The organism is Methanobacteriaceae archaeon (assembly GCA_013403005.1).
GTDB lineage: Archaea > Methanobacteriota > Methanobacteria > Methanobacteriales > Methanobacteriaceae > Methanobacterium.
The window spans coordinates 37,845-63,322 of record JACBOA010000013.1; the positions used below are offsets into that span (position 1 = coordinate 37,845).

A 25,478-nucleotide genomic window follows, 5' to 3' on the forward strand; every position below is an offset into this window, starting at 1 on the left:
TTCCATTTTATATTAGGATAGTATCAAAAACCTTTATTCATCTTATCTATGCCCTTTACTACACTCTATTCAATGTCCAAAAATAATTTACCTAAGGAGTATTAATTAAGAGAATCATAATTATCGATTGTATTCAATATTACCAATTCAAAGATTTATAAAATAATTGAGGCTATAAAACATGTCCATAGTTGTAAACACCACCACTCCTGAAGGAATTATCCTGGCAGCTGACAGCCGACAGTCATATAGAAATATGAAAGGAATGGCCCGCGTCGGAAGTGAAAACGCCGTTAAACTTTTCCAGATTAATAGTAGAATCGGTGCCGGCATCGCCGGGCTGGCCTTCCTAGTTGAAAATGGTGTTCCCAAGAATCTTAGCCAGTTCATCGAAGAATTTAAACACGAAGATGGAGTGGAAGACATGGAAGTTGAAGAGGTGGTTCAGGGACTTTACCATCTGTTTAACCGGAAATATAACTGGGAAGATCAGTTAAATGATCTGGAAGCCAGCATTGGAAATGATCTGCAGTCCAAGGGTCTTAAAATAATCAATGTACAGAGAAAGGATAATCAGGTGCACTTCACCTTTCAGAACCCACAGGGAATTGTTGAAGAAATAAATGCAGGCCTGGACATCATAGAGGTTCTGGTTGCTGGTTTTAATCGGGATGGATCTCATCAGGTTTTCAGTTGCCGCATCCCGGGTCAGGTGCAGAAACTTAGGGACAGTTACCAAATTGATAAACAGTATGGTAGTTCCTGGATTGGGCAGGGAGACGTTATCACCAGGATAGTTTTAGGATTTGACGGACGCATTGTTAATTTAGACTTTGTGAAGGACGCTCTGGGAACTCTTGGCGAGGCAGAAGTTCAGAGGCAGCTTCAGGGGATGGAGTATAATATCCAGTGGGGAACTATGACCCTGCAGGATGCTGTGGACTTCGCCACCTTGATGATCCATACCACCAGTGCCATTCAAAGATTTTCAGATGGTATAAATGCAGACCCTGGTGACATGCCTGGAGTGGGAGGGCCCATTGATGTGGCTGTTATCACCCCGGACCATGGTTTTGTCTGGTTGAAAAAGAAGAAACTGAACTTCGAAGATGTTGAGGTTGATCTGGACCGTTGCCCATACATTTAATTAATAGAATAGTTATTTGAATAGTTATTTCGAAAATTTCATTAATTATCGGGTTCATAAAGTGATAAGAAGATCTAAATAAGCTTATATAGAAAGAATCTTACCTATACTAATCCTTAAGTCAGTTTGATGTTTAAAAAATGGAGTTGAAGAGATGTCTGATCTATCCAGTCTCTTAGCAGTGACCATACCCCTCTCCTGGGCAGCAGCAGTTAGTCCGGTGACTTTTTCCATTTTCCTGGTGATAATGTCCATGGCCAAAAAACCCAAGTTAGCTGGATTTTCATTTTATCTGGGTGCCATTGTAGTCCTGCTGGTAACTGTTTTCATGGGAATTTTTCTGGGTCAGAAGTTAAGTTCTTCTGGTCTCACCGATCCTGCCACCATGACTGCCATAGATCTTTTCCTGGGTGCAGTCCTAATTCTTCTAGGTATTCGGAACTTCGCAGCCAAGGGAGATAATAAAGGAGGGAATATGTTAAAACACTTGCAAATAGATGAAAATGCAGGTACTTTCCGACAGTTCTTTAAATACTTTATCATAGGAATAGTTGCATTTATTATGAACTTCAGCACGGCTATTTTCGTCCTGGGCGTTGGTCGGAGCATAGGAGTAGCCAACTCCGGGTTAAGCAACGATACCATAGCTGTAATTATCCTAATCCTCATAGCACTTTTAATTATAGAAGTTCCCCTTCTTTTCTTTGTGATTTTACCTGAAAAAGCTCATGCAGTTCTGGGACCAGTTGATAAATGGATAAACAATCATGGAAACATTGTAACTGGACTGTTCTGTATTTTCATAGGTATCTTTGTGATCTACAGTGGCCTGCAAAAACTAGGAATATGACCCCTCTGAAAAAGGGTGGAAAAATAGTTTTCTGTCTTAAAAACATCCAGAATTGTTATAAAATGAAAGCAATCCCATTTGGTAAGTATGTTGAATCTTTTCAGACCTTTGGACTACAGCGAAGAATACGGTAATCAGTTGGAACACTTAATTCAGATGGAAATTAACACCTGGAAATGTTTTTAAAGTCCGGATATTAGCGCCGGAACCTGATTTAAACGAGGTACATCTCTTCTGCTTTTCTGTACAGTTCGTCCCTGAACTTGGGATGTGCAATTTTAATTATCGCCTCTGCTCTTTCTCTGGTGGATTTTCCCTTTAAATTAACCGCACCATACTCGGTTACCAAGTAATGGGTGTCCATACGGGGGGTGGTGACCATGGCTCCCGGGTCTAAACGATCCACCACCCTGGAAATGGTACCGTTTTTGGCAGTGGAGTAAAAAGCGAGTATTGATTTACCATCCTTAGAATCAAAGGCCCCTCTCACAAAATCCAGTTGTCCTCCTGTTCCACTGTACTGATGTCCAGCCAGATACTCTGCATTGCACTGTCCCAAAAGATCCACCTGAATTAGGGAGTTTATGGATATCATCCTATCATTTTTGGCTATAACTGCTGGATGATTCACATAGGAGCAGGGATAACTCTCCATGGCCGGGTTTTCATTCATGAATTCCAGCATCTCCTGATCTCCCTGAGCCACAGTGAAAACATGTTTACGAGGGTGCAGTGTTTTCTCTTCCCCTGTAACAACTCCTTTTTTGATAAGCTGAACCATTCCCGGGCCGAATACTTCTGTATGGATTCCCAGGTCTGAATGATTTCCCAACTGGTCAGAAACAGCATTAGGGAGGACCCCTATTCCCATCTGAATGGTTGCACCATCAGGAACCATTTTGGAGATGATTTTACCAATAGTGTCTGCTTCTGGCTGCTTTTCCCCGCAGGGGAAATCAGGGATGGTTACATGGTTCTCCACCACGGCATCTACTTCAGAGATATGGATCAAAGAATCACCAAATACTCGTGGCATGTTCTGGTTTACTTCTAAAATTAAAACACGTGCTGCCCGGGCAGCAGTGGATGTGAAATCATTGGCAGTTCCAAAAGAAAAATACCCGGCATCATCCATGGGAGAAACTGTGGTAATGCACACATCCACACCTATATACTCCTCCAGAAGCCTGGGTATCTGGTGGAGGTGGTTGGGAACGTAATAATTCAAACCAGTGCTTACCAGACCACGGGTACCGGAATCCACGAATCCACTGTAGGCCTCCACACAATCCACCAAATCCGGTGCCAGGATGGTGGAACAAACCGAAGATAATGGAAGGACGGAAAACATCCTTATTTTTTCCAGATCACCCTCTCTTAAACGAGAAGCCACTGCCTCCAGTAGTGCAGGTGGTTCGGCCATGGTTAATCCATGAACCAGCATGTCTCCTTTTCTAATAAGTTTAACTGCTTCTTCTGGAGTGGTTAACTTCCTTTGATAATCGTTTTTATACATTTTAAACCCCCTATCCTGGTTTAACAGTGCAAGTATTATAAAAAATGTTTAATATTGTATTAGATTTTTTTCTGGTTTTAGGCTTTTTTGTGGTATTCATCAGATCCTAACCCTAAAAGATACCCTCCGAATACCAGTATCCATAAGATAATGGGGTAGGCCACCCATCTTTCCACTCCCCCACCACCCAGTAAGGGGATGAACATGCTGGCTGTGAAGAGGAAAAACAGGCAAATACCTCCGAATATGATTGCTATGTATTTAAATGGTGATTTGATTAACCTTGAGGAGTAAATAGATGATAATCCTCCGCTTGTAAATGCCATCAGGGAGAATATGGGGTGCATGGGTGTCATGTTTCCCGGGAATATACCCACTCCCAGAACCCCCAGTCCCAGTAATCCTATTAAAATTCCTGCTATTTTTTCATGATAAACTCTGATAAGGTAGTAATCTCCCAATATTATCAGGACCCCTGCAATTATCATGGTTAGATTGAATATGGTTGCTGAGGGCTGGGTTATGATGCTATTAGGAGGTACAGTAGCTCCCAAATCACTTATCATACTATTGGCTGTAGTGTAGGTCAGTTCTTCCGGATAAAATATTTCTCCAGTTATTATGCCCATTAAAACAACTGAAGCAGCCAAAATAAAGAGAATTCCTGCCTTTGAAAGTTTTAATTTATTGGATTTATCACTTTTTTGCTTCATAAGCATCCCCCCATGTTCAAGATATCTCTTGAAATTCTTTTATTCACTTACTCATTTTCCATCTGTCTTTCCATTACCATCAAAGTTTAATATCCGATGTGTCTTTTTCCGTTGCATCCAAGTGACTTATTTCTTTTAACAGTTCCAGGGTGATTCCTATCTTTTCCTAGTTAATAATTTTATAGTAATTACGCGTGTCTTTTTAATTATATCCCAACTATATCCATATTTTTGCTATTTGACAGAGTGAAACCGGACCCTAATTAGACTTATTCTTATCTTTGCGGTTTTCAAATGCTTTGATAGCGTCATTTACTCCTCCGTAGAGATTCTCTTCCCCCAGGATATTTAAAAATCCGGAGCGTTGGAATTGATTCCTTAAACTGGGAAAAACTGTGGTCATGACCAATAGCACGCCCATCTCATCCAGAATGATTTTCAATTCTTTTAACATCTGTACAGAGGTGTAATCAATGCCAGTGAATCCCCCGGAATCTAAAACAAACCATTCAACTGGATATTCCGAGCATTTAACCAGATTAATAACTTCTTCCTTCAGTTTTTCTGCATTGGCGTAATATAAATCCCGGTTGAATCTGTAAACGATCAATCCTTTTTTGGTGTAAACACCAAGAATTACTGGAACGAAAGCCCAATCTCCATTTTCATTACGGATTAAAATACTGTTATTCGGCCTGTAAGAGTGGCTCAGGTGTAAAAGGAGAGATATTACCACTGCTACCACAATTCCCCATAAAACACCCACCAGAACCACAGTAATAAGAGTTATGATTGCCAGAACAAATTCTGCTGGTACTTCCCTATATATATCCTTCAAACTCGATATATCAACCATTTCCAGGCCAATCAGGAATACAATGGTGGCCAGAGTGGCGTTGGGTAAGAGAGAAATTGGTTCGGTTAAAAATATCACCACGAAGAGAACCACAGCTGCAGTTACCAGAGTAGCCAGTTGACTGCGGGCTCCGGAGTCTATGGCAATCTGAGTCTTGGTGGGACTACCATTCACCACGAAACTGCCAGTTAAACCAGCTGCCAGGTTTGATAAACCCAACCCCAAGATGTCCTGGTTCTCATCCAACTCATCAGAACACTTAACACTGTAAGCCCTGCTAGTTGCAGCACTCTGGGCTATTATTACAATAAAACAGGCCCCGGCAGCGGTGAAGAGGGCATAATAATCCAGAGTAGAAAATGGGGGTATGATGATGCTGGGGATGCCACTGGGAACCGAACCCACCACAGTTACCCCGATCTGGGTAAAGTCATAAATGAAACTGATTATGATGGTTCCCATGACTGCGATGAGTGCTCCTGGGATTTTCCGGTTAATTCTCCGAGTTATAAGAATAATGGCTACCACTGATACAGATACCATTAGAGTGGTGAGGCTGGTTTGTGGTAAATTGGAAATGAATGAGGTTATTCTGGGTAGGGTATCTATTCCAGTGGTGCTTATGCCAAACATTGCCCCTAACTGGCTTATGGCCACCTGGATCCCCACTCCGGTGAGGAATCCCACCAGTGCAGTGCGAGATAGGAAATCTCCTATAAACCCCAATCCAAAAATTCTAGCAGCTAGCAGGAATAATCCACATAATATAGCCACTGCAAAAGCCATGGATATGTACACTGGACTACCTGGTGCAGCTGCAGTTACCAGAATTCCGTACATTATCGCGGCTGTGGCTGAATCTGCACCCACAATAAGATGACGTGATGAACAGAAAATGGCAAAAACTGCCATGGGGATTAAAATGGTATATATACCTGTGATGATGGGCATTCCTGCAATTTTAGCATATCCCATGACTTCAGGGATGAAAATGGCAGCCATGACTATGCCAGCAATGATTTCAGGCAATAAACTGGAACCATCAATGGGTAGCACCCCCTGTAATAAGGCACCCTTTAGCCTTGCAATTATTTCACTTATGCAATCACACCCTAAATACCCAAGCATATTAGTAACTAAAAGAAATCATAATCTTTTAAATTCAAATTTCTACAATAACACTTATATCAATTATTAATAATAAAGTCACCCTAAAAGTTTCAAATACCAATAGATGTTATTGAAATCAGGAAAAAAGACCATGAACACCTTTAAAATCTTTTAAATATTTTATAAATTTAGTAAAATCTAAAAATCTATTAAAAATCTTTTTAATAATGGCTTAATAATGTTTTTGTGTGAAATATTGAAAATTCCCGAATAATCTGCAAGTTGACATCAATATTAGTCGAAAAAATTTTTAGGGATAAGTTTTTTAAAAATCAATAAAAATGACTATAATTGATGATAATTGAATTTACCATTTCAAATCACGGACTGAAAGGACCACTTAATTTACCTCTTACTATCAACAGTGGCCAGACCAGCCAGCCCCCATGGAAAAAAACTAATTCACACTTTCAGGAACTTATTCTAGTTGATGGTATACCCTGTCTAGTTAAAATTAACTCTGATGACATTCCAAGAGAAGGTCAAATTAGAATAATTGCGGAACACCCTGAAAATCTGTCAATTAAAAGTATTGAAAGTTCTGTTCGGGAAATATTTGACCTGGACTATGATCTGAACCATTTATACCGCTTTTTGCAGGAAGATCCGAAACTGGCACCTACCATTGACTTTTGCAGGGGTCTTAGACTATTCAAAGCCCATAATCCTTTTGAATGCATAATATCCTCTATATCCTCATCAAACTGCTCTATTAAGCGTTGGACGCGTTCCATCGACGATGTTAAAAGGAAATGGGGGGACGGGTATCGTTTTAGTTCGGGTGATTTTTACACCTTCCCCACTCCAGAAGTTCTGAGTAAAGTACCAGAACACGACTTAGAAGAAATGCAACGAGCAGAAGACAATCTACCAGATGATTTCATTTTTGACAGAAATCTTCGCTCCTGTGGTGTTGGTTACCGGGCTAAATACATTATCAAGGCATCTGAAATGGTTCAATCTGACATTGATCTCCAGAAACTGGCCAAGATGAAGTATGAAAAAGCCTTTGACACCATCCTTGAATTACCTGGAGTGGGTCCTAAAGTGGCGGACTGTATCCTGCTCTATGGTTTTGGAATGGGAGAAGCCTTTCCAGTGGATGTGTGGATTAAAAGAATCATAGAGCATTTATACTTTTCTAAAGAAGAACTGAAACCAGAGATTGTACGGGAATTCGGTAGGGAAAGTTTCGGTGACTTTGCAGGGTATGTGCAGCTTTATCTATTCCATTACGCCCGGAAATCCGGACTTTTAGAATCACTGGCTAAAAAATGAAAAAGTGGGGAATGATTTTATTGGTGAATGAATCCCATTTAAGGAATTAGTAACAATCCTATTCTTCTGCATTTTTCAGATCATGGATACTAATGATCAAAAATATTGCAAAAGCTATGATACCCACGTAGTTATACATTGAATTCTGATTGAGAATGAAAGTCTGGAAAATAAGAATAATTAGTATAATAGAAATCATGATAACTGCTATCTGGCTTAAGTTCTTATTCATACACAAATACCTCCTGAATTGCTCTGGAAAACATTTTATTAATTAAAGTATAGTTTATCTCGCTCCGGGAAAAAGGTTATAACAACATTTTTTATGTAGAATCCCATCACTGGCCTATCCAATTCAATAGATTTTTTATTTATTAATTACTTTTATGGATTTATTATAAATTTTCAGCTTACCAAGTCAGCTGGTAATCCCTGCTGCAGACATTTCTCCAGGATCCTTTTAAGCTTCCTCTGGTTTAGTGGCCAGGCCATGTAAAGTGCTGCTTTTAACTTTAAAAGAGCTGATGGTGCAGGTGGTTCCATGAGTTTACGCATCTTGGGTGTGTCTGGGATCCCTGCTAAGTGTAAGATATTAGGAAGGGCGTCGGCATAATAAACTGACTCAGCAAAACCTTTTCCCAGTAAACGGCCTTCAGGGTTTCTGATATAAACTCCACCTTCACTGTACTGGGCTCCGCTGGCATTGTAACCAGTTTGCCCTCCGCTTACTATGGGGGTCATGGTAAATCTGCGGATATCCTCTGGTAACATGTCCTGGAACTGAAAATTCCACTGGTTGGGATACCAGGTATTGGTGATGAAGTAATTCAGAGGATCGGATGATTTAACACTCTTAACCCACTGGTCGATCTCCAAGGTCCCCTTCACATCTACCACCTTAGAATTTTCATCAATGTACTGTCCCTTTACTGCCACGGTCATGGTGCCTGGTGGTTGTTCACCGGTTTGCCGGTAGTATTCCAGATTTTCATCAGTATGGGGTGCGTACATGGTCATTTCCCGGTCTCCTTCAAACTGGGCCATGAACCAGTCCCATCCCCTGGAATGGGAAGTTTTTGTGAGGATATTGGCTGCTCGTGCTACTTTACACCTGCTGTTACCTAATGGTTCCAGGGCGTTGCCCCACTGGTGGTCGAACCAGAACTGTCCCTGGGTGAGGATAATCTCCTCTCCATCCAGTTTGATAATACTACCCGGCTCCAGGCGGAGGTTAGTTGCTGAATAATAAAGAGTACCAACTTTACAGCAGCAGGGAAGGCATCCTTTGTTTCCCTGGAGAAGGAAATCCTTTTTTGATGATAATCCAAGGTCCACTTCCATCTCCACATCATCTTCCCCTCCCTGATTAACCCCCCAGGCCTGCACCCTTAGGGGGAAGAGCTGATCCTCTCTTTCGGAAAGGATTCTGTTCTTGCCTGCTTGATAATGGAAGGGTTCATTGGAAAATTTCAAAAGTCCCGTGGTTCCGGCAATGGCAAATGGTCGGGCCTGGAGGTGTTCTTCACCAGCCTGAGCTATGGCCAGTTGCATTTCAAATATTTGATTATCCCAATCACTTAAACCAAAACTGTGGGCCATCCCAGGGGGTAGTAAAGAGTAGCGGTAGAATGAGACCAGAATTCCGTATTCTCGTCTGCGAGTGTCGCGACAGTTACCTACAAAGAAGTGCCAGCCCACCTGGTATCCCAGTTGCGGGGCGAAATCCCGGGGAAATTCTATGTTTGATTCATCAGGGATATCCTGATATCCCCGGCTGCTATCCATCCCCAAGAGGTGGTTCATGGCATAGGCCTGTAAAAATGTTAGCGAATCACAGTGCTCCAGGAGTTTTTCGTATCTTTTCCTGTAACTGGGTGTGAAAGAATCAGGATTCTCCAGAAGTTCACTTATTCGATGGTGCATTCTCTTTCCAAATGCATCGGGACTGTTTTTCTTACTGAGAATGCGTTTCCTTGCAGCTTTAGGTACATCTTTAGCCTTGAATTTTTTCATCCAAAGGGCTAAGGCAATATTTTCTCTTGTTAAATCATCCAAATCATTGAGTGCATCTTTTACCATTGAACAAGCTCCACCAAGTAAATCTAAACCTATGATTGATTGAACAATTGCAGGATAAAGTTTATTCATGGGGATTTATTAGACTTATGCCAATTTTTTACTGTCACCATGATCTTTTCAGTTCATACCCTGATAGTAAAAGAAGAATGAAAAGAAATGAATAAAATTATTACCATATATCTGCATATAAGCATATCCTATAGATAATGAGTAAGAAATAATCGCTGCTAATGATGAATAAGGAACTGATTAGATGGGAGAACTTCAAAAAAAGCTTGATAAGATCCAAAAGGAGTTTGAAACTTCATATGCAGAGATTATGGCATTTTTAGAGGATAGATACTGCTGGAAGTGTCCCATGCGCACTAGCCGCACCCAATCACGCTGTGGTGAGGTACACGCCGGAAGAGTTCTTCAGGAAAGTGTTGAGGAAGGTACACATTCTCATTTAAAAAATTTGAAGATTCCCGAAGCAGAAATAGAAGCACTGCTACTTAGAATAATGAAAAAGAAAATTAAACGACAGGGCGGGAAACAACGGGAAAATACTTTTATCTTTAAAGTACATAGCAAACAGAGTCCAGACTTGAGACCAGGAACTTATTTGCAGGTTAAAATTAACCCCCGTAGATTGAAACCCGGTGAAGAAATACTGATCTCTCCTGAACCATTAGAAAATCCAGTTTTGGGGTCTGTAGCCCTGATTACTGGTTTCCCATTTATTATAGTGCCCGTGCAGAAATTCTTCCATGAAGGCAATTTCTGGTACGTTGAAGTTGAAAATAACCGTATTATTCCTTTAGAATCTGTCTTTGCTGTCTTATTAAAGAATTTGAAGCAGGGCAATTCCCTGCTTGATTAATAAATAATTATAATGCTATTTTAATGATAAAAAAACTATTCACAAAATATTTATAAAAAATTTTATAAAACTTTCAAAAATGAATAAATAATCTTATAGCAAGTGTTTATTATGCATGGGGGTGATTCAATAGAACAGAATGAGGAAATGGATGTTTTCCGAGCCAAAATTTTGAACATGCTCCCGGTTAGCAGTTTGAAAGAGATTTCTGATGTGTTTTTCCAAGAAACCAAGAGGTTGCTTAAAAGCAGTAGCTGTTATGTGGCATTTGTGGACCCTAAAAATGGGGATAGTGTAGGAATTTCATTTTCTCACCTTACAGAATCCTGTCAAATGTATGAAAACATTGGTGAGGCCAGATTCAAGGTATTGAAGGATGGTAGTTACGGTGGACTGTTAGGTTACTCCCTGGACACAGGTGAATCCGTATTCGTCCATGATATAAAGAGTCACCCCGCAGCACATGGGCTTCCCCCGGGTCATGAACCAGTTAATCAATTTTTATCAGTTCCAGTGGTTTATGAAGGACAAATTATTGGTCAAATTGTTGCCGGGAACCCTGTAGAAGATTACACCCCGGAACACGTGGAAATTGCTGAAAAAATTGCAGAAATCTATGCAATTGTTCTTAAAGAGTTATTATACTCAGAGTAGAACTTAAATCTGTCTTAAAATATAGTTTTATAATAAATAAAAGAAAAAAGGGAGAAAATAGGGAGAATATTATTTTTTCCGATAATTGAACTTCGCTCCCTTAAAAAGGCCACAAACCACCAGAATTAGAGCCGGGGCAAGTATCCATAGGGGTACACCGGTTTTTTGCATGGTCACAGTCTTAAAACCTGCATTGACATATCCGGATTCAGAGGAAGAACTAACCGTTGCCAGGAGAGATCCGGGTGCAAGATCCTGTTCTCCACGGTCCCGGACAAATATATCCGCATATCCATTGGTGTCACTTGCAACCAGGTTAGTGGCGAGTGACTCAAATGCCACATAGCGACCGTTTGCACTGATGGTGGGGAAAGTATAAAATGGGCTGTTTCCATTGCCCTGTTCTCCTGCAGCCCCTACACTAACCCGTTCCATGGTCATGGTAAACAGATCACAGACGAAAATATCGAAAAACCCGTTGGTATCGTCCGGAACCAGGTTGGTAGCCGATGAAGAAAAAGCTACATATCGGTTGTTGGCACTAATCACCGGGAAGGTGCTCCAGCCACCAGTGGCTTCTGTTCCTCCCATACCCACACTGATACGTTGGGTTTGATGGGTTATTCTATCATAAAGGAACACATCAGCCAATGCGTTGGTGTCATCAGGCACCAGGTTGGTTGCCTGGGAATAATATACCACGTACCTGCCATCAGCACTGATGGCGGGCCAGGCACTCACTGCATTGGCTTGTACTCCTCCAGGTCCTAAATTCACTCGCTCAGTCAAGTGTAAGATGCGGTCATGCACAAACAGATCATTTTGCCTGTTTGTATCATCCGGCACCAGATTAGTGGCTGCTGAGTCGAATACCACGTACCTGCCATCAGCACTGATCCAGGGGCAGCAATTACCACCACTCCAAGAATTTCCCTGTGCACCTCCCGGACCCAGACTAACACGCTCCATTAGCCCCGTATCCCGGTCATATACAAATACATCAGCCCGGTTGTTAGTATCATCCGCCACCAGATTGCTGGCATAGGACCAGAAGGAAACGTAACGGCCGTTTTCGTTTATGGCACACCATACACTCATACCATTAGATTGAGCACCAGCCCAACCTTTGCTTACCAGTTCTGTGGTGTGAGTGTAACGGTCATGGACAAATATATCAGTTTGCTGGTTGGTGTCGTCTGCAACCAGGTTAGTGGCCTCTGAATTGAAGACTACGTACCTGCCGTTAGCACTAATAAAAGCACACCTGCTGTCGTCATTTGCTTGAACTCCTCCCGGCCCTACACTGACACGTTCCGTGGTATGGCTGATTCGATCATGCACAAAGATATCATAGGCCTTGTTGGTGTCATCAGGAACCAGGTTGGAAGCACCTGAGGTGAAAGCAACGTACCGGCCATCAGCACTGATAGAAGCACTGGCACTATCCAGATCACCTTGTGTCCCATCTGAAGCTATAGAGACCCTTTCAGTGGTAGGATAAGCTGCCGTGGACTGACAGCATAGAAATAAAGAAATTAGGACGCTGAAGGTAATTATTAACCATATTTTCACATTTTCACCCCCCTTTACAATTATTAACCATATTAATGAGGATATTTTTAGATTAACCTCTGATTATTAGATTAATCTTAATCCATGCTTAACTATTTTTAAAATAAATCTTTAACTTTCAAACCCTCTCTTAGTATCTGTTCTTCACTAGTAATATTTCTTTGCAAGGTCAATTTAATAGAAAATACTAAGTATTAAGAAGACTTCCGTAGATGCTCATGTGCTACTTAAAAAATATCTCACCAGTTTAATAAGCTAAAAACCCTAAAATATAATTTAATAAAATCCCTGTTTATTTTAAATTGTTAAATATCAAATGGTTTCTTTTAACCGCATTAGTATGAAAAATGATCTGTCTGATTGAGGGATTATGATCAAATAAAGAAAATTAAGAAAAAATAGAAAATGAATAAAAAATTAGATTTAAAAAATTAGATCAAATAATTTACTCATCAGTTACTGTGACCTTATTCATCACATCTCCAGGTTTAATGGCGTTAACCACTTCCATTCCCTTAACCACTTTCCCGAAAACGGTGTGCACACCATCCAGGTGGGGTTGTGGGGAGTGGGTGATGAAGAACTGGCTGCCACCAGTGTCCTTACCAGCATGGGCCATGGATAATGCACCAGTTCCATGCTTATGGGGGTTTATTTCACATTTTATGGTGTAACCGGGTCCTCCAGTTCCATTACCCTTGGGACATCCGCCCTGGATTACAAAGTCAGGTATCACCCTATGGAAGGTTAGTCCATCGTAGAATCCACTGTTGGCCAGTTTTTCGAAGTTGGCCACGGTATTAGGTGCTTCGTTTTCAAAAAGTGTGAGTTCAATATTTCCTTTATCAGTTTCGATAACTGCTTTTTTCATAATATATTCACCAAGAAAAAATTTAATTTACTCGTTTATAAAGTTTGATGCGTGTTTTCCTTAATTTATGAAAATGCTTTATTGATACGATAAGATAAAAGTTCCGTTTTAAACTTAGAAACCCTAAAAAAACTGATTTAGGGTTGATGTGGGTCCAGAACACCCTGATGACCCATCATTGATGAAATAAGCATTCCAAGACATCCGGCTACAATCCATGCTATTCCAGCTAAAAAATCCCCTTCATATAGCATATAGCCACCAATGCCCAATAATATAACAGCGCATACTAGAATAATAGTTTTCCGTATTTTAACTGCCTTGATAGGTTTTCCTAGTTGGGGAGAAACTGACAGGAAGATCACACCCAATGTGATCCATGTAACTGCCTGAGAAGTTTGACCCATGTAAAGAGAATAAATTCCTATAAGCAGGAGAATGATTGAACCTGTATATAAAATGATTTTTTGATTATCCATAACATAACCCTCCAAATAAACTTAATTTTCGGACTAATGTGAATTTGATAGGTTTCATCTACAACTATAGTAATATAACTAGGAACCCATTAGTTATTAGATCTTCATAGAAATATTCACATTTGGGGTTTTTTGAAATATAATCTTTATAAACCTTATCCATATAACAATTATTAAAGAGAGGCAATTAAAGAGAAGCAGGATTGAAAATTCATCCCCATCTTCCCCATCTTATATAAACACTGAATTTATTGCTTTATGATCAAGGGCATTAAAAATGAAAAAATGACAGGATACCTCTAGGATGGTTAAAATACCTTAATTAAGTTTTTGTGAGTGATATTATGAATACTGAAGAAATTATGGCTTTAGATAAAGATTATGTTATGCAAACTTACGGCCGGCAGCCATTGGCTATAAAAGAGGGTAAAGGAGCTGTAGTTTGGGATATGGAAGGTAATCCATACATAGACTGTGTGGCAGGGATTGCAGTTAACAATGTTGGACATGCCCATCCTCATGTGGCCCAAGCAATTAGCAAGCAGGCTCGCAAACTCATTCACACTTCCAATCTTTACTATACTGAGGAACAGGTTCTCCTGGCCAAACTCCTGGTGGAAGTATCACCCCACCAGAAAGCCTTTTTCTGCAATAGTGGAGCAGAAGCCAATGAAGGATCCATTAAACTGGCCCGGAAATTCACAGGTAAAGGGGAGATAATAGCCATGGAAAACAGTTTCCACGGGCGAACTATCACCACCATCACCGCTACTGGTCAGCATAAGTACAAAAAGGGATTCGGCCCACTCACTCCCGGATTCAAACACGTGCCTTACGGCAACTTGGAAGCAGTAAGCCAAGCTATCACTGATGAAACTGCTGCCGTGCTAGTGGAACCTGTGCAGGGAGAAGGTGGGATAATAACCCCTCCTGATGGTTATCTGGCAGAGTTGAAGAAAATCTGCCATGAGAATGACGTCCTCTTAATATTTGATGAGGTGCAGACTGGTTTTGGACGAACTGGGGAGATGTTCGCATCCCAGACCTTCAAGGTTACTCCAGACATAACTGCACTGGCCAAGGCCATTGCCGGGGGTTTCCCCATGGGAGCCATACTGGCCAGTGAAGAAGTGGGTAGTGCATTCCAACCCGGGGATCATGCCGCGACATTCGGTGGTGGGCCACTGGCTTGTGCGGCTGGTTTGGCTTCGGTGGAGACCATTCGAAAAGAAGGTTTACTAATAAAGTCTCGGGAAAATGGAGCATACTTTAAAAACGAGTTAAAAGAGCTATTCCTGGATCATGGATTGGTGGAAGATGTGCGGGGAATAGGATTAATGCTGGGATTAGAGATGGACATCCCCTGCGCCAGTATAGTTGATGCCATGCGAGAACAGGGCGTTCTGGTGAACTGCACTGCGGATACTGTCCTAAGATTTGTCCCTCCATTAGTTATCAGCAAAGAGCAGATCGACAATGTTACTGATCGCTTAGATGAAGTTATAGGACGATTATCCGATTAAATTATAATATTAATGGATATTAATGTATAATATCCCCTCACATTTTCTTTTTCGAAATTTTCTTTTTGGAATATTTTTTTCTAAAAAAACCGGAAGTGAATTATACACTTCAATGATCACAATGATTATATACTGGTAAATGGATAAATTTAGTGTTTACTTCTTTTCGGAGGAAAATTTTTATGAACTTACACTTTAAGACCAATGAAAAAGGCAATCTGGACATTGGTGGTGCCGATGCTCTTGAACTTGCCCAAAATTATGGAACACCTCTTTATGTAATAGATGAAATGAGAGTACGGGAAAACTACCAGAAAGTACAACAGGCATTCAGTGCAGAATATGAGGACTTCCAAATATTCTACGCTGCCAAGGCCAACACCAACCTGGCAGTTATGCGGATACTGGAGCAGGAAGGTAGTGGTATTGATGCTGTATCCCCTGGAGAGATATACACCGCTCTTCTGGCAGGTTTTGAACCAGAACGGATTCTTTTCACTGGGAATAATGTTACCACCGAGGAGCTAAAATACGCCCTTGAGGCTGGAGTGCGCATAAACCTGGACTCCGTATCCATGCTGGAACGACTGGCAGAACTTCCTGGAGCAGAGGGGACAAAAATATCCTTCCGTGTGAACCCTATGGTGGGAGCTGGCCATCATGACCACTGCATAACTGGTGGTGAGCTTTCAAAATTTGGTATTATGGAACATGAAGCAGTTGAAGTCTACCAAAAATCCCAGGAGCTTGGTTTCAATCCAGTAGGAATTCATACACATATTGGTTCCGGTATTCTTGATCCTGAACCATTTAAACTGGCAGTTCAGGTGCTGATGGATGTGGCGGGACGAGTGCATAACGAAGCTGGGGTGAAATTCGAGTTCATAGACTTCGGGGGAGGTTTAGGAATACCTTACACTCCTGAAGAATCTTTGCTGGATATTGAAAACTTTGCTAAGGAGATAGTAGCTCTTTACAAGGATAAATTAAACGAACACAGTATTGGTAACCCCACCATGTGCATAGAACCCGGAAGATACATTGTAGGAGACGCAGCCTATCTTTTGACCAGAGTAAACACTGTTAAACAGAGTTACAGGAAATTTATAGGAGTGGATGCTGGTTTCAACACACTGTTACGTCCCACCATGTACGGATCCTACCATCACATACTGGTGGCGGACAAACCCCTGGCAGAGCCTACAGAGAGCGTTGATGTGGCCGGGAATATCTGTGAATCTGGAGATCTTTTCGCCAGAGACCGGCCCCTGCCTGATATCCAGGAAGGAGATGTTCTGGCTATTATGAATGCTGGAGCGTACGCTTTCAGTATGGCCAGCCAGTACAATTCAAGACCAAGACCAGCTGAAGTTATGGTAAGTGATGGTCAGGCAGATGTAATCCGGGAAAAAGAGACCTTTGCTGACCTTTTATCCAAACAAAACCTTCCTTTGAGGTTTTTAAAATGAGTGAAAAAATAATTCTACTTTTTCACAAAATGCATGGTCTGGGAAACGATTACATAGTAATTGATGAGTTCACAGAAGAGCTCATACCAGAGCAGAAGAAAGCAGAAATCGTCCGGCAACTTTGCACCAGAGGTTTCTCCATAGGGGCTGATGGCGTTATATTCGTATCTCCATCTGACACCGCGGACATAAGATTCAGGATATTCAACAGTGACGGTAGTGAAGCTGAGATGTGTGGAAATGGAATTCGCTGCTTTGGTAAATATGTTTATGAAAATGATGTTCTGAAACAGAATAAGATGAGTGTGGAAACCCTGGGAGGAATCAAAAAACTCGTATTAAAAGTTGAAAGAGATTTTGTGGAATCTATTAGGGTTGATATGGGAAAATCTACCTTCAATACCCTGGATGTACCCATGATCACTGATTATGATGAATTCATTGATCAGGAGCTTGAAGTTGACAGTGAATTGATTAAATTAACTGCCATTAATGTTGGTAATCCACATGCAGTTATATTCACCGAGAATTTAGACGAAGTTGACTTGGACCGTCTGGGTCCTCTTATCGAGAATCATGAAGCATTTCCCGAAAGGACTAACGTACATTTTGTGAATGTTATAAATCCTCAGGAAGTGGAAATGCTCACCTGGGAAAGAGGAGCTGGTTTTACCATGGCTTGCGGCACTGGAGCTACCGCTACGGTTATTTCCGGGTATAAAATGGGCCTCCTTCAAAAAGATGTTCTGGTACACCTCCCTGGAGGAGATCTGGAGATCTCAGTATATGAAGATGCAAACGAACTGGGTGCATTCATGGAAGGGGACGCTGTTAGTGTGTTTGAAGGAATAATGGAGTTGGAATTATAATATACAAGATTAAAATGACTCCATCCACCATCTTACATAATTAATTAAATTCTGTAAAAAAAACATATACAGGAAGTGTTTGTTTGGCCTTAAAAGACTGGTCTGATGATTTAAAATCTAATGGAGTTCCTTTTATTTATTGTGCTCCACCAGGCCCTAAATCCAGGGATAATATTCTGGAAGCAAAAAAATATGTAACCAGTTACTGGGCAGGTCAAGGGAAAAGTGGAAATGGTTGGGATCTGCCTTTAACTGTTAAAAGAGTTGCTAACAGCCTAATAGAAGATGTGGATGGTAATGTTTATATCGACTTAAATTCCGGTATCTCGACTGCCAATTTTGGGTATAACAATCCTTTTATCTGGAGCCGTGCCCAGAAAATCATGGAGGAATACGGGATCCTGGGGATTTTCCCCTCCAATGATTACAATTTACCCCTCATGACAGCTGCCAGTAAAAAAATCCTGTCAACGGTTCCTAATGGCCACAGATACAGAGTTCACTATGCCTGTGATGGAACTGAAGCCAACGAGGCTGCACTGAAGACTGCAATTAGTTATACTGGCCGATCGTGTGTAGTATCATTTATGGGTTCCTTTCTTGGGAGGACCATGGGTTCTTTATCCTGCATGGCCCAGAAATCCAGGGATGCGGACACTTTCCGTTCACTTCGCTCCAGTAACATCTACTTTGCTGAAGGAGCCAACTGTCCCAACTGCTTGTTCTGTGATAGTCCGGATAGTTGTAATGGTTACTGTATTGAAAAATTCCTTAAGGATAGAGTTTTAACCTTTCAGGTAAGTCCAGAAGAAGTTGCTGCTTTCATAATGGAACCATACATTACTGGGGGTTTGATGAACCCGGCTCCACAGGAGTTTTTGAAATGTGCCCGGGAGATCTGTGACCAGTATGGGATTGTACTGATTTTCGACGAGGTGCAGAGTGGTATGGGTCGCAGTGGCCGGATGTGGGTTCATGAACACCATGGGATTGAGCCTGATATCTTCACCAGTGCCAAATCACTGGGAGGGGGTATTAGTCCCCTGAGTGCGGCTTTCATAAAGGAAGAAATAATGGAAGAAGTTCCAGCTTACCATGGATCCACCTATGGCGGTGCACCCATCTCCTTAGCAGGTAACATGGCTGCCATGGAGTACATGGACCAGAATAAACTTCTGGAAAGAGTTAATAAACTTGGTAAAATTATTGAAAACCGATTCCTTGAATGGACAGATTACTCTAATGTTTGGCAGACACGTGGCTGGGGATTGTTAAAGGCTGTGGACTTCCGGGAAGACAAAAACAAACCACTGGTAGACTATAAAAATAAAATTCAGGGTGAGTTATTCAAGAAGGGTGTAATCACCATGTCTGGTGGTCAGGGCAGATATCTTTCCATGTTAAGGATAATACCTTCATTCACCATTCCCCTAGACCAATTGTCTATAGGTCTGGATATTTTTGAAGAAATTATCAGTAAAAATTAAGAAGCGCATGTTTTAGTGATGATAAGGCACGTGAAATCAATTTAAATGCTAATTTTTTCGTTTTCGGCACTTTAAGCCTTATTTTTTTTATTATTTTAATTTAGAATTTAACCATCAGGAAGCTTATCTTTCAATTGAAAATAAAAATTGATAAACCCAAGTAATTGATAAAACCTAGCCCCAAAAAAAGACATGGGATCATGAAATATTTAGGATAGTAAGATTTAGGATAGTAAGTCAATTGTAAAGATTTAAATAACCATTATTGTGACTTAATTTCCTCTAAAACTTCTTTTAAGACAATTGCATTGTTTTGATCTGCACCACCAGCTGTGTATACTAATGTTACAGTTTCTTTTTCTTTTTCCAATTCAAGAATCTGGTTTAGAAATTCAGATTTGTCCTTTAACTCTTCTCTGTATTTATCTTTAAATTCTTCCCAGTTTTGAGAATTTTGACTTAACCAGCGACGGAGATCATGACTGGGTGCAATGTCTTTTAGCCATACATCCATTTTTAATCTTTGTTTAGATACTCCACGGGGCCATACTCGATCCACCATGATTCTGTAACCATCCTTTTGTGCTGGGGACTGGTAGGCTTTTTTTATTTTAATCATTTTTTATCACTGATTATAATATGTTTGACATAGTACATTATATTAATGGAAATATTGCTCAAACTCAACTTTTTTGTATATAGTTATATTTCTATTAGTGGGAATAAGCTAGGTAAAAATTAATTAAATGTGTTTATTTGGTTTTATTTTATTAACCCACTACTGTATCAAATTATTAATAAAAAAATCATTTAAATTAAATTAATCAAAAAAAATAGCTGTTGATGACTTTTGAATATGTTAGGTTAGTACATAGGACACTGATAAACACTGATAATTTTTAATCTAAATAATTTAAGTTTTTTAAGGTTTAAAATTTAGTTGAATTTGAATGCTTTGAATCGAGTCAAAACTGATTTTCAAGTCTAATAGAATTCCTTGCTAATTGATGCTAGATGTATTTATTTTGTTAAATAGACGCACTCCCTTCTTAATTTAAGTAGCTCTTTCTTCTTATCTTGGAGGTCTTCCACTTTTTCCAGTATTTGCGGTAACTTACCCTCTATGCATTCCACTGTATCATCCTGATGTATCCAAGTGCAACCATCACAACTCCACACATTCTTTTCTTTGATCCAGTGCCCACCAGTGGAGGGGTCTGCACAGGGATAGAAGGGGCAATAACAAAAAGTGCAGTTTTGGGGATGGCTGTGACAGGGATAGAACTCACATGATGTATTAGAACCTTTGCTACCCTCCCCAGCCAAATATTTATGGTAAAAATCCAGTGCCAGCGGATGAGTTGAATAGGGAATGATATAACCGCGCGGTGTAACCATTTTTCCATTATCCACGTAGGTAAAAGTGTTACCAACAATTACAGTGGTGTTCATATCCACTTCCTCATCTTGAAGATCTTCTAAAGAAACAATTCTAACCATCGAGCCATCTTCACTGGTTTTCACCATTCCCACCGGAGTTTTGGAGTTTCTAATACTTCTTATAATGGTTAAAGCCTCTTTTAATGGTTCAGTTCTTCGTTTGCTGCGAGGGTTGTAGAAAACTATGATAAAATCAGACTCACATGCGGCGCGAACCTTTCTTTTAATCTCAGACAGAGGTGTTAGAATATCACTTAGACTGATGACTGCTAAATCGTGTAAAGGAGCTCCTAAAAGTGCGGCTGAATAGTTAGCTGCAGTTACCCCTGGGATTACCTCAACTTCCAGGTCAGAGTATTTTCCCATTACTTGATAAAGCACGTTGGCCATCCCATAGACACCAGGATCACCACTGCTAATTAAAGCCACCTTAAAACCTTTTTTGGAATATTGAATAGCTAGTTCTGCCCGGTCCACTTCCTGACCCATGCCCCGGGAGATAACTTTCTTCCCATCCAGAAGATCATCTATCTGGCGAGTGTATCCACCATACCCAATTATCACATCAGCCTCTTTCAAAGCTTCAAGCGCCCTTATAGTCATGTCACCTCGACGAGGTCCGATGCCAACTACTTTTATCATTTTTTTCCCATCCACTGGTTTTTGATTTTTATGTGTTGTACAGTATGCGGGTGGAGGTTATCACTATGGTGGCCACATCAATCTGCACCCCGCCTGTTTTAGGCTTGGCTATGGCAGTGGCAGTTAGACTATAAGTTTCATTGGACTTGATCACAATTGGACCTCTGGATGCATTCCCAATTTTTCCACCTGTCTGGGAGTCCTTGTAACCTAAAGCAGTGATATTAACATTTATGGTTTCCTGGTTGGTGCTCTGATCAGTTTGTGCTGTGAGACTCTGCAGGTTAATTCCATCAACACCAGAACGGGCCTTCAAAGCTTCAACCACTTCATTATCATTGAGTATCTTGAGATTCTTAGGACTGTTAATTTTCGGAGTTCCCAAGTTCAATAGTGAGCTAATACCATTTATTTGCATTTCAAATAAATCTGAAGGATTGGGTGCTTGCTGTGTTACAATAGTATAGGATGCAAACAAACCTGCCTCAAAAAATACAACGAAAAATATGAGGAAAAGAATAACCTTAAGTGCTCTAGACAATAATACCACCTTACACTAATTAATTAATTTATTCAGTTGATCTTATAAATTTGCAGCTTGATTATGAGTTAATTATGTTGTATAATTGATAATCCTATGCTTGAATCATTTTTAGTAGGAAAAAACATCAAAACACGAAAACTTATCATTAATATGTATAAATTTTTGTGGTTATTTACCAGTATATAAAATCATAATATTAAACTATATGTGTAAACAAATCCTAGTCATTAAATCTTCTATAAAAATTCAAAGATCTTACTCTCAGTCCTTCTAAACCAGCTCCTTAGCTATTGTATATCTTAAATCATGTGGAAATAAAAGGAAAATAGGTGTAATTAACTTAAAAATTTAGTTAATTTCCATTAAATATAATCTATTTATGGTAATTAAATAATTCTCGGTCGGTAGTGTTGTCTATATTTTATTGGGTGATATTTTAATGTTTGGTATGACCAAAAAACAATTCGTTAAAAAAAGTAAGAATTGTTTGAAAGATACCGGAGTTGAGCTCCTAATAATTAGAGAAATCTTCAGTAAAGAAAAAACAGGGAAATTTGCCGAATATGAGGCTTATAAACAGCTTGAGAACGTGCGAAAAAATATGGAAGATATCTTTTTTAAATATGAATCCTTAAAACCACCAGTAAAATGCAAGGCTCTACACAGGAAAATATTGAATTCTCTTATAATCATCCAGGAAGCCGTGGTACTTAATACAGAATACTTACTTTTAATTCAGGAGGGTTCAGAGGAGTTGGCCCAAGAAAAATATAAAAAATCATTTAATGAATTAGAAAAATTCCGGGACAGGTTCAGAGAGCTTAGTCAAGAGCTTGACGTATATCTGGCCAGAAGATAAAATTCCTGGAAATAGTATTAAGATTCACATAAATAACTTGATTAATCCATTAGATGTAAAATATTAATAGGCCAATAACATAAACATGGCTCTTTTAAATAAATAAAATTCCTAAATAATCAATAATTATATCCTTAAAATCATTGGGAGTGCTCATGACTGATGAAATTATATTAAAGTTTGCAGAAGCGGATATACTACTGGAAGAGACCGCTTACCGAAAAATAAGAAATTACGAGTATTCTAAAGATTTGGTGAATTCTCTAATAAACCATCTCACCCTATCCTCCCCTGACACCATGGTCCTTACTGGTGAACATGTTGAGGAATACTTGGTAAATGAAAATTCCACAGGGAAAAAAACAGACACCAATGAAGAAATGACCCAGAGCAAACTTGTTCCCCAGGATTTTGACTTTCAAATCCTCCAGGATGCCAGTCGCAAATCATACACCAATGGAGAGATAAAAGATCTTTCCAGTTATTTTAAAAACAGATATCATAAGCTGAAAGAGCTTCTTGTAAGTAAAAGAGAGCTTAAAGATAATAATACTATTAAAGAAGCCACCAGTGTTGATGATGTGGTGAAAATCATTGGCATGGTTAATGACGTGCGATACACTAAAAACAATCATAAAATCATTGAATTAGAAGATGAAACAGGCAGTGCAACTGTTCTAATCCATAATGAAAATCATGAAATCTTTGAACTCTCTGAAAGAATTGTGAAAGATGAAGTGGTGGGTGTAATTGGAGGTAGAAAGGGAAGCTTGGTAATGGCCAGTGAACTGATAAACCCCGGAGTGCCTAGAATTGATGAAAAGTCCATGGATTTTGCCACGGTTTTCTTAAGTGACATTCACCTCGGTAGTTCCACGTTTCTGGATGATGCCTTCAACCGGTTTATAAAATGGATTAACGGAGATTTTGGTGATGAAAAGCAGAGGGAACTTGCCAACAATGTGAAGTATGTAGTAGTGGCGGGTGATATTGTCGACGGTATTGGAGTTTACCCCAGCCAGGAGAAAGAATTAATTATAAAAGATATTCATCAGCAATATGAAGAGGCAGCACGACTGTTTGGAGATATTAGCCATGTAAAAATCATTATAGCTCCAGGAAACCACGATGCAAGTCGTTTAGCTGAACCACAACCAGCCATACCCGAAGATTATGCGAAAAGCCTCTATGAATTGAAAAATTGTGAATTTGTGAGTAATCCTGCTATGGTGAGCTTAGATGGTTTGAAAGTGCTCATATACCATGGACGTAGCTTTGATGATATTGCAATGACGGTTAAAGGATTAAGTCACCAGCAATCAGACCTAATAATGAAAGAACTTATGGAAAAAAGACATCTAGCCCCAATTTATGGGGAGAGAACACCTTTAGCCTCAGAAATCGAAGACCATCTGGTGATTGATGACATCCCTGATGTTTTCCACACAGGACATGTTCATATAAACAGTTACAAAAAATACAAAGGAATACACCTCATAAACAGCGGAACCTTCCAATCCCAGACAGAGTTCCAGAAGATCTACAACATCATACCCACCTGTGCCCAAGTTCCGGTTATTAACAAAGGAAGTCTGAAAATGTTGGATTTCAACTAATACCATGTCTAAATAACTTCAATCCCAATATCAATCCTAATAATTTTTTTCTAGTAAATCCAGATAAGGTATTTCACTGTTAAATAATTCTATCATGAATGAAAGTGAACATATTTTGATAATAATTAAAAAGTAAAATTACAGACTTATGAAAAATTAATCAATTTTCATTAAGATCAACTATTATCAGGAGCTGGTATGAAATGGATAATCCTCCTTTAACTAGGGAAATATGTAAAACTGCTCATTATATCTACAATAAAGGCTTGACTCCAGGAAAATCAGGAAATATCAGTGCATTTTCCAATGAGGTTATAGCCATCACCCCCAGCGGAGTGTCACTAGGGTATGTAAAGGAAGAAGAAATATGCTTGGTTGATTTAGATGGAAATCTACTATCCGGTAGTGAAAATCCGTCGTCTGAACTTCATCTTCATCTAGAAATCTACCAGAACAGGGATGATGTACATGCAATAGTGCACACTCATTCCTCTTATGCCACTGGATTTGCTCTAGCTGGGAAAATGATCGAACGTTTAGAAGGTTTTGGAGTGAGAAAAACTCCCTTCTTAAAAATGGTTGATTATGCTGAGCCAGGTAGCAGTGAACTTGCCAAATTAGTAGCTCATGGATTGGAAGACGAAGATGTGGTTATTCTTAAAAATCACGGACTGGTAGCCATTGGTAAAAATCTTTTTGAAGCAACTCTACTGGCTGAATTCGTGGAAGAAACAGCAAAAACCCAGTTTGTGTCTTGCGTGTTAGGAAGCATGGATTTTTGATTTTGATTTTTCCAAAATAATCAATATAAGTCCTAATAGAAATTCCTCATAGAAAATCTTGATATAAATCTTTGGCTCTGTCCAAAACTTGGGGGATTTCAAAAATCATGAAATGACAATAAAATATTTCTATTCTCGTTTAAACACATCATTTTCTGAAATAAAAACCTAAAAACTTTTATAATAAGTGGAGCATAGTA

At 39.7% G+C, this 25,478-nt stretch carries 23 protein-coding genes; 12 read left to right on the forward strand and 11 right to left on the reverse strand.

Going from position 1 to position 25,478, the window contains the following annotated elements:
* Positions 1 to 181 precede the first annotated feature (181 nt).
* Together HVN35_08960 and HVN35_08965 are read left to right on the forward strand one after the other, a co-directional pair.
* Positions 182 to 1,147, forward strand: coding sequence for a hypothetical protein (locus tag HVN35_08960; protein ID NYB52671.1), 966 nt, complete (start codon positions 182 to 184; stop codon positions 1,145 to 1,147).
* A 154-nt stretch (positions 1,148 to 1,301) separates the two neighbouring features.
* A complete protein-coding gene (locus HVN35_08965) occupies positions 1,302 to 1,997 on the forward strand; it encodes a GAP family protein (GenBank protein NYB52672.1) in 696 nt (231 codons plus the stop codon).
* Positions 1,998 to 2,211: 214 nt separating this feature from the next.
* Here the strand turns inward: HVN35_08965 and HVN35_08970 are convergent, their stop codons facing one another.
* The 3 genes from HVN35_08970 to HVN35_08980 all read right to left on the reverse strand — a co-directional run bounded on the left by HVN35_08970 (position 2,212) and on the right by HVN35_08980 (position 6,210).
* Complete coding sequence (locus tag HVN35_08970) at positions 2,212 to 3,513, reverse strand: acetyl-CoA hydrolase/transferase family protein (protein ID NYB52673.1); 1,302 nt, start codon at positions 3,511 to 3,513, stop codon at positions 2,212 to 2,214.
* Positions 3,514 to 3,590: 77 nt separating this feature from the next.
* Positions 3,591 to 4,226 (reverse strand): DUF998 domain-containing protein, encoded by a 636-nt coding sequence (locus HVN35_08975; protein NYB52674.1) that lies wholly within the window; start codon positions 4,224 to 4,226, stop codon positions 3,591 to 3,593.
* 259 nt (positions 4,227 to 4,485) lie between these two features.
* Entirely contained in the window at positions 4,486 to 6,210 is a 1,725-nt protein-coding gene (locus tag HVN35_08980; GenBank protein ID NYB52675.1) for a SulP family inorganic anion transporter, read from the reverse strand.
* A 336-nt stretch (positions 6,211 to 6,546) separates the two neighbouring features.
* On the opposite strand from HVN35_08980, the gene HVN35_08985 reads away from it, so the two are divergent.
* Entirely contained in the window at positions 6,547 to 7,530 is a 984-nt protein-coding gene (locus HVN35_08985) for a DNA lyase (GenBank protein NYB52676.1), read from the forward strand.
* 58 nt (positions 7,531 to 7,588) lie between these two features.
* Here HVN35_08985 and HVN35_08990 read toward each other — a convergent pair whose 3' ends face one another.
* On the reverse strand, positions 7,589 to 7,762 hold the full coding sequence (locus tag HVN35_08990) for a hypothetical protein (protein NYB52677.1): 174 nt from the start codon (positions 7,760 to 7,762) through the stop codon (positions 7,589 to 7,591).
* A gap of 173 nt (positions 7,763 to 7,935) precedes the next feature.
* Positions 7,936 to 9,609 (reverse strand): ATP-binding protein, encoded by a 1,674-nt coding sequence (locus HVN35_08995; protein ID NYB52678.1) that lies wholly within the window; start codon positions 9,607 to 9,609, stop codon positions 7,936 to 7,938.
* Positions 9,610 to 9,862: 253 nt separating this feature from the next.
* On the opposite strand from HVN35_08995, the gene HVN35_09000 reads away from it, so the two are divergent.
* Together HVN35_09000 and HVN35_09005 are read left to right on the forward strand one after the other, a co-directional pair.
* Positions 9,863 to 10,471, forward strand: a complete 609-nt coding sequence (locus HVN35_09000) for a hypothetical protein (GenBank protein NYB52679.1) — start codon at positions 9,863 to 9,865, stop codon at positions 10,469 to 10,471.
* A gap of 147 nt (positions 10,472 to 10,618) precedes the next feature.
* On the forward strand, positions 10,619 to 11,125 hold the full coding sequence (locus HVN35_09005; protein ID NYB52680.1) for a GAF domain-containing protein: 507 nt from the start codon (positions 10,619 to 10,621) through the stop codon (positions 11,123 to 11,125).
* A 69-nt stretch (positions 11,126 to 11,194) separates the two neighbouring features.
* Here HVN35_09005 and HVN35_09010 read toward each other — a convergent pair whose 3' ends face one another.
* The 3 genes from HVN35_09010 to HVN35_09020 all read right to left on the reverse strand — a co-directional run bounded on the left by HVN35_09010 (position 11,195) and on the right by HVN35_09020 (position 14,047).
* On the reverse strand, positions 11,195 to 12,697 hold the full coding sequence (locus tag HVN35_09010) for a PD40 domain-containing protein (GenBank protein NYB52681.1): 1,503 nt from the start codon (positions 12,695 to 12,697) through the stop codon (positions 11,195 to 11,197).
* A gap of 445 nt (positions 12,698 to 13,142) precedes the next feature.
* Complete coding sequence (locus HVN35_09015) at positions 13,143 to 13,568, reverse strand: peptidylprolyl isomerase (protein ID NYB52682.1); 426 nt, start codon at positions 13,566 to 13,568, stop codon at positions 13,143 to 13,145.
* A 137-nt stretch (positions 13,569 to 13,705) separates the two neighbouring features.
* Complete coding sequence (locus tag HVN35_09020) at positions 13,706 to 14,047, reverse strand: hypothetical protein (GenBank protein NYB52683.1); 342 nt, start codon at positions 14,045 to 14,047, stop codon at positions 13,706 to 13,708.
* Positions 14,048 to 14,391: 344 nt separating this feature from the next.
* Between HVN35_09020 and HVN35_09025 the strand changes: the two genes are divergently transcribed.
* From HVN35_09025 to HVN35_09040, 4 genes are all read left to right on the forward strand, one after another.
* Positions 14,392 to 15,570 carry an acetylornithine transaminase gene (locus tag HVN35_09025; GenBank protein ID NYB52684.1) on the forward strand — a complete coding sequence of 393 codons (1,179 nt, stop codon included), beginning with the start codon at positions 14,392 to 14,394 and terminating at the stop codon, positions 15,568 to 15,570.
* A gap of 182 nt (positions 15,571 to 15,752) precedes the next feature.
* Positions 15,753 to 17,039: a diaminopimelate decarboxylase gene (lysA, locus tag HVN35_09030; protein ID NYB52685.1), complete on the forward strand. Its 1,287-nt coding sequence runs from the start codon at positions 15,753 to 15,755 to the stop codon at positions 17,037 to 17,039.
* Positions 17,036 to 17,908: a diaminopimelate epimerase gene (locus HVN35_09035; GenBank protein ID NYB52686.1), complete on the forward strand. Its 873-nt coding sequence runs from the start codon at positions 17,036 to 17,038 to the stop codon at positions 17,906 to 17,908. Before lysA ends, HVN35_09035 begins: the two co-directional genes overlap by 4 nt.
* An 83-nt stretch (positions 17,909 to 17,991) precedes the next feature.
* Positions 17,992 to 19,395, forward strand: a complete 1,404-nt coding sequence (locus tag HVN35_09040; protein ID NYB52687.1) for an aminotransferase class III-fold pyridoxal phosphate-dependent enzyme — start codon at positions 17,992 to 17,994, stop codon at positions 19,393 to 19,395.
* A gap of 262 nt (positions 19,396 to 19,657) precedes the next feature.
* Here HVN35_09040 and HVN35_09045 read toward each other — a convergent pair whose 3' ends face one another.
* The 3 genes from HVN35_09045 to HVN35_09055 all read right to left on the reverse strand — a co-directional run bounded on the left by HVN35_09045 (position 19,658) and on the right by HVN35_09055 (position 22,018).
* Positions 19,658 to 20,014 (reverse strand): DUF488 family protein, encoded by a 357-nt coding sequence (locus HVN35_09045; GenBank protein ID NYB52688.1) that lies wholly within the window; start codon positions 20,012 to 20,014, stop codon positions 19,658 to 19,660.
* Positions 20,015 to 20,415: 401 nt separating this feature from the next.
* Positions 20,416 to 21,477, reverse strand: a complete 1,062-nt coding sequence (gene cobJ, locus HVN35_09050) for a precorrin-3B C(17)-methyltransferase (protein ID NYB52689.1) — start codon at positions 21,475 to 21,477, stop codon at positions 20,416 to 20,418.
* Between the two features lie 28 nt (positions 21,478 to 21,505).
* Positions 21,506 to 22,018 carry a hypothetical protein gene (locus HVN35_09055; protein ID NYB52690.1) on the reverse strand — a complete coding sequence of 171 codons (513 nt, stop codon included), beginning with the start codon at positions 22,016 to 22,018 and terminating at the stop codon, positions 21,506 to 21,508.
* Positions 22,019 to 22,460: 442 nt separating this feature from the next.
* On the opposite strand from HVN35_09055, the gene HVN35_09060 reads away from it, so the two are divergent.
* From HVN35_09060 to HVN35_09070, 3 genes are all read left to right on the forward strand, one after another.
* Positions 22,461 to 22,880, forward strand: a complete 420-nt coding sequence (locus HVN35_09060; protein ID NYB52691.1) for a hypothetical protein — start codon at positions 22,461 to 22,463, stop codon at positions 22,878 to 22,880.
* 155 nt (positions 22,881 to 23,035) lie between these two features.
* Positions 23,036 to 24,496, forward strand: coding sequence for a DNA-directed DNA polymerase II small subunit (locus HVN35_09065; GenBank protein NYB52692.1), 1,461 nt, complete (start codon positions 23,036 to 23,038; stop codon positions 24,494 to 24,496).
* A 203-nt stretch (positions 24,497 to 24,699) separates the two neighbouring features.
* Positions 24,700 to 25,278, forward strand: a complete 579-nt coding sequence (locus tag HVN35_09070) for a class II aldolase/adducin family protein (GenBank protein NYB52693.1) — start codon at positions 24,700 to 24,702, stop codon at positions 25,276 to 25,278.
* The last annotated feature ends 200 nt before the right edge of the window (positions 25,279 to 25,478 follow it).